The organism is Paracoccus sp. (in: a-proteobacteria), assembly GCF_030538655.1.
GTDB lineage: Bacteria > Pseudomonadota > Alphaproteobacteria > Rhodobacterales > Rhodobacteraceae > Paracoccus.
Genome location: NZ_JAUNTO010000015.1, coordinates 23,742 through 40,373, shown reverse-complemented (window position 1 = coordinate 40,373; position 16,632 = coordinate 23,742). Strand labels below are relative to the sequence as shown.

The window sequence follows — 16,632 nt, the reverse complement described above, 5'->3', positions numbered from 1 at the left end:
AATGGTTTATGATTATCTTTGACTGACAGAAAGATTTGTGAACTGCCAGGGAAACAGTTCACGTGACGGTTTTCTGATCTCTCTCATGCGGCACAGCCCGTTTCGAGCGGCAGATCAGAGGCTGCCTTTCTGTCGCAGCCTTTGTTGCAACCACAATCTGCATATCTGTTCAGGGCGCGGATCGTGAGCCGTGACAGGGCGATCCGCCTGGTCGTGACCGTTTTTTCTGTTGCCGAACGCCCGACAAAGGCGTATCCGGACCGTGGGACACCCCTCCCCAACGAGGGGCTTTTAGCTGGAAGGCTGAGCCATATGGCCGATTCGACGACCCCGGTTGCGCGCCCGGAAAATCCGCGTTTTTCCTCTGGCCCTTGTGCCAAAATCCCCAGTTTTACTCTTGATATGCTGTCCGACGCTCCGTTGGGGCGGTCGCATCGTGCTGCTGTCGGTAAGGCCAAGCTGGCCGAGGCGATTGATCTGACGCGGGCGGTGCTGGATGTGCCTGCCGATTATCGCATCGGCATCGTGCCTGCATCTGATACCGGCGCGGTGGAAATGGCGCTGTGGTCGCTGCTGGGTGCGCGCGGCGTGGAAATGCTGGCGTGGGAGAGCTTTGGCGAAGGGTGGGTCACGGATGTGGTCAAACAGCTGAAGCTGGACGCCGTGGTGCGCAAGGCCGATTATGGCCAGATCGTTGATTTTGCACAAGTCGATTTCGACAAGGACGTGGTGTTCACCTGGAACGGCACCACCTCGGGGGTGCGGCTGCCGAATGGCGATGCGATCCCGGCGGATCGTGCCGGGTTGACCATCTGCGACGCGACCTCTGCCGCCTTTGCCATGGACCTGCCATGGGACAAGCTGGATGTGGTGACGTTCAGCTGGCAAAAAGTTCTGGGTGGCGAGGGTGCGCATGGCATCCTGATCCTGTCGCCGCGCGCGGTCGAGCGGCTGGAAAGCTATACCCCCGCATGGCCTTTGCCCAAGATTTTCCGTATGACCAAGGGCGGCAAGCTGATCGAAGGCATTTTCAAGGGCGAAACGATCAACACGCCCTCGATGCTGTGTGTCGAGGATTACATCGTCGCGCTGAAATGGGCGCAGTCCATCGGCGGGCGCAAGGCGTTGATCGCGCGGGCCGACGCCAATGCGGCGGCAGTGCGGGATTTCATCGCGGATAAGGCCTGGATCGCCGATCTGGCGGTGGATGCGGCGACGGCTTCGACGACTTCGGTGTGTCTGAAGTTCACCGATGATCGCATCAAGGATGGCGCGGCCTTTGCCAAGGCGGTGGCGAAGCGGCTGGAAAAAGAGGGCGTTGCGCTGGACGCAGGCGCCTATCGTGATGCGCCCCCCGGTCTGCGGATCTGGTGCGGCTCGACGGTGGAAACCGCCGATGTCGCCGCATTGATGCCGTGGATCGAATGGGCGTTCAACGCCGAGATCGCAGCGCAGGCGTAAAGCTCGTGGGGGTTTCACACCCCCACACCCCCGTGGGATATTTTCAGACAGAAGATGCCGCCGTCGCGTGGCGTAAAGGAGCATATGATGCCCAAGGTTCTCGTTTCCGACAAACTCTCCGAAACCGCCGTTCAGATTTTCCGCGATCGCGGGGTCGAGGTCGATTACCTGCCCGATCTGGGCAAGGATAAGGAAAAGCTGGCCGAGGTGATTGGCCAATATGACGGGCTGGCGATTCGGTCTGCGACGAAAGTGACCGAAAAGCTGTTGGAGAACGCCACCAGCCTGAAAGTGGTGGGTCGCGCCGGGATCGGGGTGGATAACGTCGATATTCCCGCTGCCAGCAAAAAAGGGGTGATCGTGATGAACACGCCCTTTGGCAACAGCGTCACCACCGCCGAACATGCGATTGCGATGATGTTTGCCGTCGCGCGGCAATTGCCCGAAGCCTCGGTCAGCACGCATGCCGGAAAGTGGGAAAAGAACCGCTTTATGGGGGTCGAGCTGTTCAACAAGACGCTGGGTGTGATTGGTGCGGGGAATATCGGCTCGATCGTGATTGATCGCGCTTTGGGCCTGCATATGAAGGTGATCGCCTATGATCCCTTCCTGTCCGAAGACCGTGCCAAGGAACTGGGCGTCACCAAGGTCGAGTTGGACGAGCTGCTGCCGCGCGCCGATTTCATTACCTTCCATGTGCCGCTGACCGACAAGACCCGCAATATTCTGTCGCGCGAGGCGATTGCCAAGCTGAAGCCCGGCGTGCGGATCATCAACTGTGCGCGTGGCGGGCTGGTGGATGAGGACGCTCTGGCCGAGGCGTTGAAGGATGGCCGTGTGGTCGGCGCGGCTTTTGATGTGTTTGCGGTGGAACCGGCGACCGAAAGCCCGCTGTTCAACCTGTCCAATGTGGTGGTGACGCCGCATCTGGGGGCTTCGACCACCGAGGCGCAGGAAAACGTCGCATTGCAAGTGGCTGAGCAGATGGCCGATTATCTGCTGACCGGCGCGGTGCAGAACGCCCTGAACATGCCCTCTGTCACCGCCGAAGAAGCTGCCGTTATGGGGCCGTGGATCAAGCTGGCCGGGCATCTGGGTGCCTTTGTCGGGCAGGCCACGGATGAGCCGATCAAGGCCATCAATATTCTTTATGACGGCATCGTGGCCGAGATGAATCTGGCGGCGCTGAACGCGGCGGTGATCGCGGGTGTGATGAAGGCGACTAATCCGGATGTGAACATGGTGTCCGCCCCGGTGATCGCCAAGGATCGCGGTATTCAGATTTCGACCACGCATCAGGACAAGAGCGGTGTGTTCGAGGGTTATATCAAGCTGACTGTCGTCACCGCAGAACGCGAACGCTCTATCGCGGGCACTGTGTTCAGCGACGGCAAGCCGCGCTTTATCCAGATCCGGGGCATCAATATTGATGCCGAGGTGGGGGCGAACATGCTGTATACCCGAAACCGCGACGTGCCGGGCGTGGTTGGGACCCTTGGTGGCACGCTGGGCGATATGGGCGTGAACATCGCCAACTTTACGCTGGGGCGTGCTGCCTCGGGCGGGGATGCCATCGCCATTCTGTATCTGGATGAGCCGCTGTCGCCCGAGGTGCTGGCCGCACTGCAAAAGACCGGCAAGTTCATTCAGGCCCGTGCCTTGCAGTTCGAGGTCTGATCTCATGCGCGTTTATGCCATCGGTGATGTGCATGGTCATCTCGACCTGCTGCGGCAGGCGCATGAGCGGATCATTGTCGATGGCGGGGATGATGCAATGGTGGTTCATCTGGGCGACCTGGTGGACCGTGGGCCGGATTCGCGTGGTGTGATCCGGCATCTGATCGACGGTCAGGCAGCGGGGTGCAACTGGCGGGTGGTTCTGGGGAATCACGACCGTCTGTTTCTGCGCTTTCTGACCGACCGGGACTGGACCGATGCGGGGCTTTCGGATCGGGCGCATTGGGTCGATCATCCCGGTCTTGGCGCGGCGGAAACGCTGGCATCCTATGGGGTGGACCCGGCGTTGCCGCGCGCCGAACTGCACCGTGCGGCGCTGCGGGCAGTGCCGCGTGACCATGTGGTATGGCTGGCGGGGCTGCCGCATTGGTATCTGCATCCGCTGGCGCTGTTCGTTCATGCGGGTATCCGGCCAGGCGTGGATTTACAGAATCAAACGCAGGATGATTGTGTCTGGATCAGACGGCCGTTTCTGGACAGCGGGACGGATTTCGGGCCGCTGGTGGTGCACGGGCACACGCCTGTCAAGCAGCCTTCGCATTATGGCAACCGGCTGAACATCGACACCGGCGCAGCCTATGGTGGGCCGCTGACCGCGGTGGTGATCGAGCCGTCCGGGATCTGGGCCTTGAGCGATCAGGGGCGGGTGCCGGTCGCGCGGCTGCCGCGCCCCATCGGCTGATCCGTTTTTCCGCTGCATGTGGCGCCGCCAGTCTGGTATAAGGCGCGCCGATCCGGCTGTCCTGTGCTGACTCGGGCAGAATCGGGATATGCGCGCGCTTGGCGGGATTGATAAGGCCGCGCGGATAAGGGGGATATGGATGAAGGCTGCGATCATTGCGGTTCTGCTGACGATTGGTGCGCCTGTGTCAGCCGAACAGGTCGGCAAGGTGGGGGTGGACTGGATCGGCAACGACATCGTGATCGAGGCCATCGCCGACCCCAAGGTGCAAGGCGTCACCTGTCATCTGTCCTATTTCAGCCGCTCGGTTCTGGATCGGCTGAGTCAGGGCAACTGGTTCGAAGACCCGTCAAACAGCGCCATTGCCTGCACCCGCACCGGGCCGGTGGTTCTGGGCGACATCGCGCGCGGCCCGGCGGGCGAGGATGTGTTTTCCGAAGGCCGGTCGCTGGTGTTCAAATCGCTGCGGGTCAAGCGCATCTATGATGCGCAGAATCGCACATTGGTCTATCTGGCCCATGCGCGCGAATTGAATCAGGGTTCGGCCAAGATGTCGCTGTCTGCCGTGGCGTTGACCCCGGACGAAGCGGAGCAGCCGTAAAACCCCGCGTAACAGACAATGGACAGAAACTGCACCGCACGGTATGGGACGGCGCAGGAAAGGACTGGAAATGACGGATTCTGCTCGTGTGGCAAAGTTCAGTTTGGGTCAGGTGGTGCGGCATCGCACGCACCCGTTTCGGGGTGTGATCTTTGACGTTGATCCCGAATTCGCCAATACGCAGGAATGGTATGAATCCATCCCGGAAGAAGTTCGTCCGGCCAAGGATCAGCCCTTCTACCACCTGTTTGCCGAAAATGAGGCGACCTATTACGTCGCGTATGTGTCGGAACAGAACCTGATTCCCGATTTCTCGGGTGAGCCGGTCGAACATCCCGAAGTCATGGAACATTTTGGTGATTTCGAGGATGGGCACTACCCGCTGGGGCATCTGCTGAACTGATTGGTCTCAGCTGACCGGATGCGCGGTTTTTTCCGCGCTGAACGGCACGCAGAAGGCCAGAAAATTGCGCCGTTCCTCGCGGTAATAGCACAACGCCTGCGTCAGATCCTGAATCAGATACCAGCCAAAGCCACCCTCGGGCATTCCGTCACTGTCTGATCCGGGCAGATCGCGCGGACGCAGACAATCGGCGGGCAGTGATACCCCATCATCCGTGACGGCGCAGGACAGGCCGTTGTCGTGGCGCACAATGCACAGGTGAATCGAGGGCGCCCGTCCGCCCGGTGCATCGCCGGGCAGGGCGCTGCCATGTTCGGTGACGTTGTTCATCACTTCGGCCAGCACCAGTTCCAGCCGACCCAGGGCATCGTCATCCACATTGTCGCGGAACCGGCTGCGCATATCGTCCAGCACCGTGCGCACCGCCATGGGCGTGGCGCTGAAAACCCGGTGAAACATCGGCTGGGTATGGACCCGGCGGCGCCCTTCTGGGCTGACGGCTTGCTGGCCGAGGGTCATGCACGTTTCTCCTGCAAGGGGGTGCTGTCGGTGATGGTAAAGACGGAATCCATGCGCGTCAGGCGAAAGACCCGATCTACGTTCGGCGTCAGCCCGTCAAGCGTCAGCCCGACGCCGGGCGGCATGGCCTTGTGCACGGCGATCATCGCGCCAAGGCCGGAACTGTCCATGAAATCCACGCCGCGCATGTCGATCAGCACCGGGTGCTGCGCCTTGGTTACGATTTCCCGCATCCGATCCTTGAAGCGGGTGGAAATGGCCGCATCCAGCCGTGTTTCATCCACGGTGATAACGATCAGATCGTTGGACTGGTTCACGGTCAGATTCATCTGCGGCCCTTTCGCATATTCGGTGATTCCCTTTCCTAGACGCAAAAGGTTAGCATCTGGTAAGCGATGGCCGTTCATTGCAGGGAGGAACAGGGAAAATGCAGCAAGTTTATGTTCGGGGCGCGGCGCGCACGCCGATGGGCGGGATGCAGGGCGCGCTGGCCGGGCTGACGGCGGCGGAACTGGGCGGGGCGGCGATTGCCGCCGCCTTGCAGCGTGCAGGCGCCGCGGCTGACTCGGTCGATGCGCTGTTCATGGGCTGCGTTCTTCCCGCCGGTCAAGGGCAGGCCCCCGCGCGGCAGGCCGGTTTCGCGGCGGGTTTGCCGCAGTCGGTGCCCGCCACCACGCTGAACAAGATGTGTGGATCGGGGATGCAGACGGTGATGATGGCCGCCGATGCGATCCGCGCCGGCAGTGCCCGCACGATCATTGCGGGCGGCATGGAAAGCATGACCAACGCCCCCTATCTGCTGCCGAAAATGCGTGCCGGGGCGCGGCTGGGGCATGGGCAGGTGATCGACCATATGTTCCTTGACGGGCTTGAGGATGCCTATGACAAAGGCCGCCTGATGGGCACCTTTGCCGAGGATTGCGCCAGTGCCTTTAACTTTACCCGCGAGGATCAGGACAGCTATGCGCTGGCCAGCCTGTCGCGCGCGGTCGAGGCCATCGAAACGGGCGCTTTTGCCGATGAGATCACGGCGGTGACGGTCAAGGGACGTGGCGGCGATACGGTGGTGGACACCGATGAACAGCCCGGCAATGCCCGCCCCGACAAGATCCCGCATCTGAAGCCCGCCTTCCGCAAGGATGGCACGGTGACGGCGGCCAATTCTTCCAGCATTTCGGACGGAGCGGCGGCGCTGGTGCTGTCGGACCAGGCCGATGGCGCGGTGGCGCGCATCGTCGGTTACGCCAGCCATGCGCAGGCTCCCGCCGATTTCCCGACCGCCCCGGTTCCCGCCGCCGAAAAGCTGTTGCAGCAGATCGGTTGGGGCAAGGACGACGTGGATCTGTGGGAGGTGAACGAAGCCTTCGCCGTTGTTCCTATGGCGTTCATGGCGCGGATGGGGATCGCGCATGACAAGGTGAACGTCAACGGCGGTGCCTGTGCGCTTGGCCATCCCATCGGGGCCTCGGGGGCGCGAATTATCGTGACGCTGATCCATGCGCTGAAGGCACGCGGCCTGCGCCGCGGCGTGGCTGCGATTTGCATCGGCGGCGGCGAGGGCACGGCCATCGCCGTGGAACTGGCCTGATCCGGGCGGGGCGGGTCGCGTGGCCCGCCTTGTTTACGGTTACTCGGCGGGCTGGATGGTGCAGCAGCCGGACAGCAGCCGGTCCTGACCGCTGATCGCCAGATCGGCGCGCAGGCCGAACAGCCGGTCGGACATACCGTCGGAACAGATCATGGGGGTGGCGGTCAGGGTGGCCCCCTGCGCCATTACCACGCGCGTCGGATCGCGGAACAGGCCGTTGGCCAGCAGATCGCTGACCGGCAGGCTGCGGGGCGTGTCATCGGGGGTGCCGATGACCAGCGCGCCATCGCTGATGCGGGCATCCCAGAACGGTTCGGTGCCAAAGCAGCGGAATCCGCCGGGCAGGGCGGCCCCGTCCCAGACATCGGTGCGATACGACATATACCGCATCGCGACCCAGCCCGAGATTTCGCCAGCGTTGACGCGGCCCCAGCCGTCCTGTTCCTGCACAACCTCGATCCCGGTGGCGTCGGGGCGCAGGGAAGACAGGATTTCCGCTTGGGCCGAAGGTTCGGCCCGCACGTTCAGCACATCATCGGCCGCGACACCGCTGACGTCGAACAGGGTGGGCAGCACATATTCCGGCGTGGCAAGGGCCGGGGTGGCGGTCATCATCAGGATCAGGGCGATATGTTTCATGCTCCCGACATACCATCCGGCTCAGGCGGTGGCACCTGATTTTTCTGTCAGATCGCATGGGTATTGGGACAAGCAGGAAGCCGGGGCTTTCCTTTGTCGCGGACAAGTGGCTAGAACATCGTCATGCAGATGATTGCCAAGATCGACGGGGCCGATGAAGGCCGGGTTGCCGCCATCGCGCGGATGCTGGCCGGGGTGATGCCGCCGGGCCGGGTGCTGTTGCTGGACGGGGCGGTGGGGGCGGGCAAGACGCATTTCGCCCGTGCCTTTATCCGCGCCCGGCAGGGCGATGCGGCCGAGGATGTGCCAAGCCCGACCTTCACGCTGGTGCAGACCTATGACACGCCCTTGGGCGAGGTCTGGCACGCCGATCTGTATCGGCTGGGCGATGTGTCAGAGCTGGACGAACTGGGGCTGGACGAGGCGATGGCGGGCGGTGCCACCTGCCTGATCGAATGGCCCGACCGGCTGGAGGCCGCACCGCCCGGCGCGCTGTGGCTGCGGCTGTCACCGGGGGCGGGGCCGGATCTGCGTGATCTGGTGTTTGCGGGCGATCCGGCGGATTGGCCCGCTCTGAGCCGCGATCTGGACCGGGCCGGTTTTGCCGATGCTGCGGGCTGGGGTGAGGCGCGGGTTCACTCTTTGGCGGGTGATGCATCCGCGCGGCGGTATTTCAGGCTGCATGGCGCAGGCACGGCGATCCTGATGGACGATCCGCCGCCTGGCAGTATCGCGGCCTATCTGGCGATGACCGGCTGGCTGCGCGACCGTGGCTTTCATGCGCCGCACATGCTGGCGCAGGACCGCGCGGCGGGGTTTCTGCTGATCGAGGATCTGGGCGATGATCTGGTCGCCCGTGTGCTGGAAGGCGATCCGGCGCAGGCCCGGACGATTTATGCTCGCATCACCGATCTGCTGGCCGATCTGCACCGCCATGCGCCGCCTGATTGGGTGCGCCGGCTGGATGGGGCGGCTTTGGCCGATTTGGCGACGCTGTTTGTGGAGTGGTATCCGGGCGCGGATACGGCCTCTGGCTTGCCTGCCGTTCTGGCCGATCTGGCCGTGCAGACCGGCGCAGGCATGGCCAGCGTTACATCGCTGCGTGATTTCCATGCCGAGAACCTGATCTGGCGCGGTGCGGCCCCTTTGGGCCTGTTGGATTTTCAGGACGCGGTGGCGGCGCATCCGGCCTATGATCTGGTGTCGGCCTTGCAGGACGCACGCCGCGATGTGGACCCGGCGATCGAAGAGGCGATGATCGACCGCTATCTGGGCGGTCGTGTGGATGACGGGTTCCGCGCGGCTTATGCCTTGCTGGGGGCGCAGCGGGCCTTGCGTATCCTGGGTATTTTTGCCCGGCTGGCAATCCGTGACGGCAAGCCGCGCTATCTGGCGATGATGCCGCGCGTCTGGGGGTATCTGCACCGCAATCTGGCGCATCCGGCGCTGGCGCCTTTGGCGGCGCTGCTGGCGGATGTGCCGCCACCCGATGCCGAATTTCTGCAAAGGATCGCCCCGTGATGCCCGACGCGCTGATGATCTTTGCCGCTGGTCTTGGCACCCGGATGCGGCCCCTGACCGAGACGCGGCCCAAACCGCTGATCCGCGTCGGCGGGCAGACGCTGCTGGACCGTGCTATCGCGCTGGGGCGCGCGGGCGGGGCGCGGCGGGTGGTGGTGAATACGCATTATCTGGCACCGATGATTGCCGATCATCTGGCGGGCACCGATGTGGCGATCAGCCACGAACCCGGCCCGGTGCTGGAAACCGGCGGCGGGCTGCGGCAGGCGCTGCCCTTGCTGGGTGCGGGTGCGGTGCTGACGTTGAACCCCGATGTGGTCTGGACCGGCGCGAACCCGGTGGCGGGCCTGCGTGCGGCATGGGACGGCGCACGGATGGATGCGCTGCTGATGTTGGTGCCGCTGGCGCGCGCCACGGCCCGCGCGGGGGGGGGCGATTTCGCGCAGGACAGTGCGGGACGGATCAGCCGGGGCGGCGATCTGGTCTATGGCGGGGCGCAGATCATCAACCCGGCGCTGCTGGATGCGATCCCCGAGACGGTGTTTTCGCTGAACCGCTGCTGGGATGCGGCCATTGCGCAGGGTCGCGCCTTTGGCCTGATCCACTCCGGCGGCTGGTGCGATGTGGGCCGCCCCGACACCATCCCGCTGGCCGAGGCATTGTTGCATGGCTGATTGGCAAAGCGGCGTCTTTGGCCTGCCCTGCGGGGTGGATTTCGGCACCGCCTTTGTCCGCGGCTATGACGCCCGCACCGCCCATCTGCCGCCCGAGGTTCAGGCGCGGATCACCGTCTGGGTCAACTCGGGCCGGACGCTGAGCGCGCTGAGCCGGGCCTTTACCGCTGGTCCGGCGCGTCTGCTGCCGCGCTTGCGGCTGGTGACGGATCTGGGCGCGGGCGATGGCGTGGTGGCCGCGCCGCTGGCCCGGCGGATCGAACTGGCGCGGCTGATCGACGGGCTGATCGCGGCACGGCCCGAACTGGGGCACGGCCAGTCGATTCCGCGTCTGGCGCAATCGCTGTCGGAACTGATGACAGAAATGCAGCGCGAAGGCTGCCCGCCCGAGGCGCTGGACCGGATCGAGGCAGGCGATCATGCCCGCCACTGGCAAAACGCGCTGGCGTTTCTGCGCATTGCCGCGCGGTTCCACCTTGGCGCGCCTGCGCTGGATCGCGCGGCCCTGCAACGCGCGGCGGCGGAACGGCTGGCGGCGGATTGGGCCAGCGAACAGGGCCGGCCTGATGCGCCGGTGATCGTGGCCGGGTCCACCGGCTCGCACGGGGGCACGCGGACCTTTATGCAGGCGGTGGCGCGCTTGCCGATGGGGGCGGTGGTGCTGCCGGGCTATGATTTTGACCAGCCGGAGGCAATCTGGGACGGGCTGGATGCGCCGGGGGCCGAGGATCACCCGCAGGCACGCTTTGCCGCTTTGCGTGCCGCAGGGCCGGTGCGCCCGTGGGACGGCGCGCCCGCCCCGGACCCGGCCCGTAATCGGCTGGTGTCGCTGGCGCTGCGGCCTGCGCCGGTGACGGATCAGTGGATCGCCGATGGTCCCGGCCTGGGCGATCTGCGTCCGGCCACGGCTGGGCTGACGCTGATCGAAGCCGACCAGCCGGGAACCGAGGCCGCCGCCATCGCCGCCCTGATCCGCGACGAGGTGCAGCACGACCGCCGCGTGACGCTGATCGCCGCCGACCGGGGGCTGACACGGCGGGTCACGGCGGCGCTGGATCGCTGGCAGATCATCCCCGATGACAGCGCCGGCCGGCCCTTGCCGCTGTCACCGGCGGGGCTGTTGTTGCGGATGCTGGCCGATCTGCCGGGGCAGGCGATCAGCGCCGACCGGCTGATCGCTATTCTGAAGCATCCGCTGGTCGCCACCGGATCATCACTGTTGCCACGCAATCAGGCGCTGTTGCAGATCCGCGATCTGGAACTGGGCCTGCGCCGCCACGGCCCGGCCTTCCCCGATGGTGCGGCGCTGCGGGATTGGGCGCAGGGGCGGGGCGATGATTGTCGCGCCTTTGCCGACTGGCTGGCGGCGCTGCTGGATGGCCCGCTGGCGGCGCTGGCGGATGATCGCGCCACGCAGCCGGTTGCGACACGGCTGTCGGCGCTGCGTGATCTGGCACAGAGCTTTGCCGCCGGGCCGCAGGGCGATGTGGCGCAGTCGCGGCTGTGGCAGGAACAGGCGGGCGAGCTGACCCGCGCGGTTCTGGACAATCTGGCCGCCCATGCCGGGGATGCGCCGCCGATGACCGCGCGCGATTTCGCCGAATTGCTGCACGAGGAAATGCAGCCGCTGGCCCTGCGCGCCGATCCGGGGGCCGATTCCCGCGTCCGTATCCGAGGCCCGCGCGAGGCGCGCACGGAATCGCATGGCACCGTCATTCTGGCCGGTCTGAACGAAGGTGGCTGGCCGCAGCCCGCCCAGCCCGATCCGTGGCTGTCGCGGCCCATGCGGCTGGCGGCAGGGCTGACCTTGCCCGAACGGCAGATCGGGCTGGCCGCGCATGACTTTCAGCAGGGTATTGCCGCCGAGCGGGTGATCCTGACCCGCGCGCGGCGCGATGCCGATGCGGAAACCATCCCGTCGCGCTGGCTGAACCGGCTGGTCAACCTGATGAGCGGCCTGCCCGATCAGCACGGGCCGCAGGCGCTGGCGGCGATGCGCAAGCGGGGCGCGCATTGGCTGGCCTTGGCCGATGTGCTGGCCGCGCCGCAAATCAAGCCGCCGCCCGCGCCCCGCCCCGCGCCCATCCCGCCGCCGCCCGCGCTGCGTGAATTGCCCGTCACCGACATCGCCACGCTGATCCGCGACCCTTATGCGATCTATGCCCGCCGGGTGCTGCGGCTGCGTCCGCTGGACCCGCTGCATTCCGGTCCCGATGCGGCGCTGCGCGGGCAGGTGCTGCATCAGATCGTTGAACGTATGTTGAAAGAGGTGCCCGACCCCGCCGCGGGGCCGGATGCGCTGGCCGCGCGGCTGGCCGATATTGCCGCCGGGGTGCTGGCGCAGCAGGTGCCGTGGCCCGCCGCACGCGCCTTTTGGCAGGCGCGGATCGCACGGATCGCCCGCCAGATCGCCGTCGATGAACTGGCGCGCCGGGCAGCGGGCGATGTGCCAGTGGTGATCGAAACGCAGGGCCGCGCGCAACTGGCCGGGCTTGGCTTTACGCTGACCGCCCGGCCCGACCGGATCGACCGCACAGCGGACGGGCGCATCCGCGTCTATGATTACAAATCCGGCACGCCTCCCAGCCAGAAGCAGCTCAATGCCTTTGACAAGCAATTGCCGCTGACGGCGGCGCTGGTGGCGCAGGGCGGCTTTGATCCGCTGGGGCAGGCGGATGTCGCGGGCATCGCCTATATCCAACTGGGCGGCAGCGGCGAAACCCATCTGCGCGACTTGCCCGATCCGGGGCAGACATGGGATCGCTTTGTCGATCTGATCGCGGGCTATCTGTCGGGGGCGGTGGCCTTTACCGCCTTGCGCGCGCCGGAATTGCGCGATGAAACCGGCGATTACGCACATCTGGCGCGGTTTGGCGAATGGGATCTGACCACCGACCCACGGCCCGAGCAGGTGGGGGATCACCACGATGGATGAGGCGACCCGTAACCAGATCGAGGCCGCTGATCCGGCGCGATCCACCTGGCTGACGGCCAATGCCGGTTCGGGCAAAACGCGGGTGCTGACCAATCGCGTCGCCCGCCTGCTGCTGCGCGGGGCGGCGCCTGAACGCATTCTGTGCCTGACCTATACCAAGGCTGCCGCAACCGAGATGCAGAACCGCCTGCTGGGCACCTTGGGGCAATGGGCGATGCTGCCGCCCGACGATCTGCGCCACGCGCTGGCCAATCTGGGCGAGGGCGGCATTCCCGATCTGGCGCAGGCCCGCCGCCTGTTTGCCCGTGCGATCGAAACGCCGGGCGGGTTAAAGGTGCAGACGATCCATTCCTTTTGTGCTGGCGTGTTGCGGCGCTTTCCGCTGGAGGCCGGGGTGCCGCTGGGCTTTACCGAGCTGGACGACCGCACCGCCGCCGTGCTGCGGGCCGAGATCGTCGATCAGATGGCGGCCGAGGGTGATCCGGCCATGACTGATCTGACCGTGCTGGAATCGGGCGACCGGCTGGACGGGTTTCTGGCTGGCCTGTCGGCGGATGATTTTGCCGCGCCACCCGACCCTGCGGCGATCTGGGCGGCGCTGGACTTGCTGCCGAGGCTGACGCCCGATGACTTGTTGGCAGACGTGTTTCGGGGGGGCGAGGGCGATCTGGCCGCCGCCCTGATCCCGGTGCTGCGCGCCAGCGGATCAAACGACAACAAGCTGGCCGATGCGCTGGCCGCCACCCACTGGGATGCGCCGGGCCTGCCTGATCTGGCGCTGCTGTGCGGCGCGCTGCTGACCGGGGCGGGTGCCAGGGAACCCTTTATCGCGAAAATCGGCAGCATCCCGACCAAGGCGATCCGCAACGGCCCCGCTGCGCCCTATATCGAGGCGCTGGATAACCTGATGCGCCGCGTCGAAACGGCCCGCGCACCGATGCTGGGCCTTGGGGCGGCACAGCGCAGCCTGCATCTGCACCGCTTTGCCCATGCCTTCACCCGCCGCTATACCGCCGCCAAACTGCGCCATGGCTGGCTGGATTTCGACGATCTGATCGGGCGCACCGGGCGGCTGCTGTCTGATCCGGCGATGGCGCTGTGGGTGCTGTGGCGGCTGGATGGCGGCATCGACCATATTCTGGTGGACGAGGCGCAGGACACCAGCCCCGGCCAGTGGCAGGTAATCCGTCGCCTGACCGCCGAATTCACCAGCGGGCAGGGCGCGCGCGACACAGCGCGCACGCTGTTCGTGGTGGGTGATCCAAAACAGTCGATCTATTCCTTTCAGGGTGCCGATATTGCCGTGTTCGAAACCGTCCGCGATCAGTTCGGGGCCGAGTTTCAGGCCGCGCAGGCCCCGATGGCCGAACGGGTGCTGGCGCATTCCTTTCGGTCTTCGCCTGCCGTGCTGCGGCTGGTGGATGCGGTGTTCGCGGGCGATGCCGCGCAGGGCCTGGGCGGCCCGCCCGATCACCGCGCCTTTCACGCTGCTCTGCCGGGGCGGGTGGACATCTGGCCCCCCCTGTCCAAGCCCGACGCGCCCGAGGCGGGCGAATGGTGGCAGCCAGTCGATCAGCCGGGCGTGGACGATGCCGATACTGCGCTGGCCCGCGCCATCGCCCGCCAGATCAAGGCGATGCACGGCACGCCGTTCTATTCCGTTCGCCACGGCGCGGTGCGGCGGCTGGACTGGGGCGATGTCCTGATCCTTGTGCAGCGGCGATCCGATCTGTTCGGCGCGATCATCGCCGCCTGCAAGGCCGAGGGTCTGCCCATTGCCGGGGCCGACCGGCTGAAACTGGCCGCCGAACTGGCCGTGCGCGACATCCGCGCCGTCTTGTCGGTGCTGGCCACGCCCGAGGATGACCTGTCACTGGCCGCCGCGCTGAAATCGCCGCTGTTCGGCCTGACCGAAGATGACCTGTATCGCCTTGCCGCCGGGCGCTCCGGCTGGCTGATGCAGGCGCTGCGGGCCTCGGACCACGTGCAGCCGCAGGTGGTGCTGAACGATCTGGCCGGGCAGGCAGATTTTCTGCGCCCCTATGATCTGATCGCGCGTCTGTTGATCCGCCACGGCGGCCGCGCCCGCCTGATCGCCCGCCTTGGCCCCGAGGCCGAGGACGGCATCGACGAGTTGATGTCGCAGGCTCTGGCCTATGAGGCGGTGGAAACGCCCTCGCTGACCGGGTTTCTGACATGGCTGTCGGGCGATGATGTCGAGGTGCGCCGCCAGGTTGCGGCCAGCGGCGGCGGGCTGATCCGGGTGATGACCGTGCATGGTGCCAAGGGGCTGGAATCGCCGGTGGTGATCTTGCCTGATACGGCCAAGCGGCGGAAAAGCCCGAAAACCGCGCCGGTGCGGGTCGATGACCTGACGCTGTGGCGCGGGGCCAAATCCGACCGTCCGCCCCCGGTGGACCGGACTGTGCAGGCCGAGGAACAGGCCGCCGAACAGGAACGCCGCCGTCTGTTGTATGTGGCGCTGACCCGTGCCGAAAGCTGGCTGATCGTGGCGGCGGCGGGCGACACCGGGGCGGGATCTGACAGCTGGCACGCGCTGGTGGCCCAAGGTGCGGCGCAGTCCGGGCTGGACATCGCGCCGCTGGCGGTGCCGGGGATCGGCACCGGGCAGCGGCTGTCCTTTGGTGACTGGCCCGATACCGCCCCCGAAGAAAGGGACGAGGACCAGCCGCCGACTGTCGCTTTGCCGGTTTGGGCCAATGACGCGCCCCCGCGCGCGGTGCCGCTGCCGCTGCCTGTGGCGGCGACGGCGCTTGGCGGGGCCAAGGCCATTGGTGGTGCGGCGGGCGATGATCCCGTGGCGGCGATGCTGCACGGCACGCGGCTGCATCTGCTGCTGGAACATCTGCCGGCTCTGCCGCTACAGGATTGGCCCGGCACCGCCCGCGCCCTGCTGGCCGGGGCCGAGGGTGGCCTGCCCTCTGACGATGATCTGGCCACCCTGCTGGCCGAGGCGCAGGCCGTGCTGACCGCCCCCGATCTGGCGGCGGTGATGCAGCCCGATCCCGGTGATACCGTGCTGACCGAAGTGGCGCTGACCGCGCCGCTGAACTGGATGGTGCTGAACGGCGCACCGCTGTCGGGCACCATCGACCGGCTGATCGTCGGGCCTGACCGGGTGTTGGCGGTGGATTACAAATCCAACGCCACCGTGCCCGCCCGCCCCGATGCCGTGCCGGATGGTATCCTGCGCCAGATGGCCGCCTATCGCGCCGCGCTGCGGCTGATCTGGCCGGGCCGTCAGGTCGATACCGCGATCCTGTGGACGGCTGACCGCAGCCTCATGCCACTGCCCGATGCATTGCTGGACCGGGTGCAGGCGGGGCTTGACCCGACGGTGACACATACATAGCTGATACCAGAACCCATACGCCGGGCCACCGCGCCCCGCACCGAATTACAAGGAGTTTCCGATGGCCACTCAACCCGTCAGCGATGCCGAATTCGACGCCCAGGTACGTCAGGCCGATACCCCGGTTCTGGTCGATTTCTGGGCCGAATGGTGCGGCCCGTGCAAACAGATCGGCCCGGCGCTGGAAGAGTTGTCGGATGAATTTGCGGGCAAGATCAAGATCGTCAAGGTGAACGTGGATGAAAACCCCGACACCGCCGCCGGTCTGGGCGTGCGCGGTATTCCGGCGCTGTTCATGTTCAAAGATGGCGAAGTCGTGTCGAACCGTATGGGTGCCGCCCCCAAGGCCGCGCTTAAGGCGTGGATCGAGGAATCGGTCTGATCCTGTCAGGGCGCAGGCGGATAGGTCGCGCCCAAAGGCCGGGGGTTTCACACCCCCGGACCCCCGTGGGATATTTGGAAACGAAAGACGGGGCGGCCTTTTTCTGTCGGATGGGGC

The 16,632-nt window shown here is 65.9% G+C and carries 14 protein-coding genes; 11 read left to right on the top strand and 3 right to left on the bottom strand.

Features of this window, described 5'->3' with window-relative positions; genetic code table 11:
- Positions 1–312: 312 nt before the first annotated feature.
- From Q4G22_RS11035 to hspQ, 5 genes are all read left to right on the top strand, one after another.
- Positions 313–1,461, top strand: coding sequence for a phosphoserine transaminase (locus Q4G22_RS11035; protein ID WP_303385958.1), 1,149 nt, complete (start codon positions 313–315; stop codon positions 1,459–1,461).
- Between the two features lie 84 nt (positions 1,462–1,545).
- On the top strand, positions 1,546–3,138 hold the full coding sequence (gene serA / locus Q4G22_RS11030) for a phosphoglycerate dehydrogenase (RefSeq protein ID WP_303385957.1): 1,593 nt from the start codon (positions 1,546–1,548) through the stop codon (positions 3,136–3,138).
- A gap of 4 nt (positions 3,139–3,142) precedes the next feature.
- Entirely contained in the window at positions 3,143–3,880 is a 738-nt protein-coding gene (locus tag Q4G22_RS11025; protein ID WP_303385956.1) for a metallophosphoesterase, read from the top strand.
- A gap of 139 nt (positions 3,881–4,019) precedes the next feature.
- Complete coding sequence (locus Q4G22_RS11020; protein WP_303385955.1) at positions 4,020–4,481, top strand: CreA family protein; 462 nt, start codon at positions 4,020–4,022, stop codon at positions 4,479–4,481.
- Positions 4,482–4,551: 70 nt separating this feature from the next.
- Positions 4,552–4,884 (top strand): heat shock protein HspQ, encoded by a 333-nt coding sequence (hspQ, locus tag Q4G22_RS11015; protein ID WP_303385954.1) that lies wholly within the window; start codon positions 4,552–4,554, stop codon positions 4,882–4,884.
- Between the two features lie 6 nt (positions 4,885–4,890).
- On the opposite strand, the gene Q4G22_RS11010 is transcribed toward hspQ, so the two are convergent.
- Both Q4G22_RS11010 and Q4G22_RS11005 read right to left on the bottom strand, forming a co-directional pair.
- Positions 4,891–5,403, bottom strand: a complete 513-nt coding sequence (locus Q4G22_RS11010) for an ATP-binding protein (RefSeq protein ID WP_303385953.1) — start codon at positions 5,401–5,403, stop codon at positions 4,891–4,893.
- Positions 5,400–5,732 carry an STAS domain-containing protein gene (locus Q4G22_RS11005; RefSeq protein WP_303385952.1) on the bottom strand — a complete coding sequence of 111 codons (333 nt, stop codon included), beginning with the start codon at positions 5,730–5,732 and terminating at the stop codon, positions 5,400–5,402. Before Q4G22_RS11005 ends, Q4G22_RS11010 begins: the two co-directional genes overlap by 4 nt.
- A gap of 98 nt (positions 5,733–5,830) precedes the next feature.
- Here Q4G22_RS11005 and Q4G22_RS11000 point away from each other — a divergent pair, with 98 nt between their 5' ends.
- Positions 5,831–6,991, top strand: coding sequence for an acetyl-CoA C-acyltransferase (locus Q4G22_RS11000; RefSeq protein ID WP_303385951.1), 1,161 nt, complete (start codon positions 5,831–5,833; stop codon positions 6,989–6,991).
- Positions 6,992–7,030: 39 nt separating this feature from the next.
- Here Q4G22_RS11000 and Q4G22_RS10995 read toward each other — a convergent pair whose 3' ends face one another.
- Positions 7,031–7,630 carry a COG3650 family protein gene (locus tag Q4G22_RS10995; RefSeq protein WP_303385950.1) on the bottom strand — a complete coding sequence of 200 codons (600 nt, stop codon included), beginning with the start codon at positions 7,628–7,630 and terminating at the stop codon, positions 7,031–7,033.
- Positions 7,631–7,753: 123 nt separating this feature from the next.
- Between Q4G22_RS10995 and tsaE the strand changes: the two genes are divergently transcribed.
- The 5 genes from tsaE to trxA all read left to right on the top strand — a co-directional run bounded on the left by tsaE (position 7,754) and on the right by trxA (position 16,515).
- Positions 7,754–9,151, top strand: coding sequence for a tRNA (adenosine(37)-N6)-threonylcarbamoyltransferase complex ATPase subunit type 1 TsaE (gene tsaE, locus Q4G22_RS10990; protein ID WP_303385949.1), 1,398 nt, complete (start codon positions 7,754–7,756; stop codon positions 9,149–9,151).
- On the top strand, positions 9,151–9,825 hold the full coding sequence (locus tag Q4G22_RS10985) for a nucleotidyltransferase family protein (RefSeq protein ID WP_303385948.1): 675 nt from the start codon (positions 9,151–9,153) through the stop codon (positions 9,823–9,825). Before tsaE ends, Q4G22_RS10985 begins: the two co-directional genes overlap by 1 nt.
- Positions 9,818–12,760 carry a double-strand break repair protein AddB gene (gene addB, locus Q4G22_RS10980; protein WP_303385947.1) on the top strand — a complete coding sequence of 981 codons (2,943 nt, stop codon included), beginning with the start codon at positions 9,818–9,820 and terminating at the stop codon, positions 12,758–12,760. The genes Q4G22_RS10985 and addB overlap by 8 nt, the downstream gene beginning before the upstream one ends.
- A complete protein-coding gene (gene addA, locus Q4G22_RS10975; protein WP_303385946.1) occupies positions 12,753–16,133 on the top strand; it encodes a double-strand break repair helicase AddA in 3,381 nt (1,126 codons plus the stop codon). The genes addB and addA overlap by 8 nt, the downstream gene beginning before the upstream one ends.
- 61 nt (positions 16,134–16,194) lie before the next feature.
- A complete protein-coding gene (gene trxA, locus Q4G22_RS10970; RefSeq protein WP_303360012.1) occupies positions 16,195–16,515 on the top strand; it encodes a thioredoxin in 321 nt (106 codons plus the stop codon).
- Positions 16,516–16,632: the final 117 nt, after the last annotated feature.

Bases quoted from the DNA above. Each gene is read 5' to 3' on its own strand.
- serA (WP_303385957.1), top strand. From the start codon at position 1,546: ATGATGCCCAAGGTTCTCGTTTCCGACAAACTCTCCGAAACCGCCGTT.
- Q4G22_RS11035 (WP_303385958.1), top strand. From the start codon at position 313: ATGGCCGATTCGACGACCCCGGTTGCGCGCCCGGAAAATCCGCGTTTT.
- Q4G22_RS11010 (WP_303385953.1), bottom strand. From the start codon at position 5,403: ATGACCCTCGGCCAGCAAGCCGTCAGCCCAGAAGGGCGCCGCCGGGTC.
- Q4G22_RS10985 (WP_303385948.1), top strand. From the start codon at position 9,151: ATGCCCGACGCGCTGATGATCTTTGCCGCTGGTCTTGGCACCCGGATG.
- addA (WP_303385946.1), top strand. From the start codon at position 12,753: ATGGATGAGGCGACCCGTAACCAGATCGAGGCCGCTGATCCGGCGCGA.
- hspQ (WP_303385954.1), top strand. From the start codon at position 4,552: ATGACGGATTCTGCTCGTGTGGCAAAGTTCAGTTTGGGTCAGGTGGTG.
- Q4G22_RS10995 (WP_303385950.1), bottom strand. From the start codon at position 7,630: ATGAAACATATCGCCCTGATCCTGATGATGACCGCCACCCCGGCCCTT.
- Q4G22_RS11025 (WP_303385956.1), top strand. From the start codon at position 3,143: ATGCGCGTTTATGCCATCGGTGATGTGCATGGTCATCTCGACCTGCTG.
- Q4G22_RS11005 (WP_303385952.1), bottom strand. From the start codon at position 5,732: ATGAATCTGACCGTGAACCAGTCCAACGATCTGATCGTTATCACCGTG.
- addB (WP_303385947.1), top strand. From the start codon at position 9,818: ATGGCTGATTGGCAAAGCGGCGTCTTTGGCCTGCCCTGCGGGGTGGAT.
- Q4G22_RS11000 (WP_303385951.1), top strand. From the start codon at position 5,831: ATGCAGCAAGTTTATGTTCGGGGCGCGGCGCGCACGCCGATGGGCGGG.
- trxA (WP_303360012.1), top strand. From the start codon at position 16,195: ATGGCCACTCAACCCGTCAGCGATGCCGAATTCGACGCCCAGGTACGT.
- tsaE (WP_303385949.1), top strand. From the start codon at position 7,754: ATGCAGATGATTGCCAAGATCGACGGGGCCGATGAAGGCCGGGTTGCC.
- Q4G22_RS11020 (WP_303385955.1), top strand. From the start codon at position 4,020: ATGAAGGCTGCGATCATTGCGGTTCTGCTGACGATTGGTGCGCCTGTG.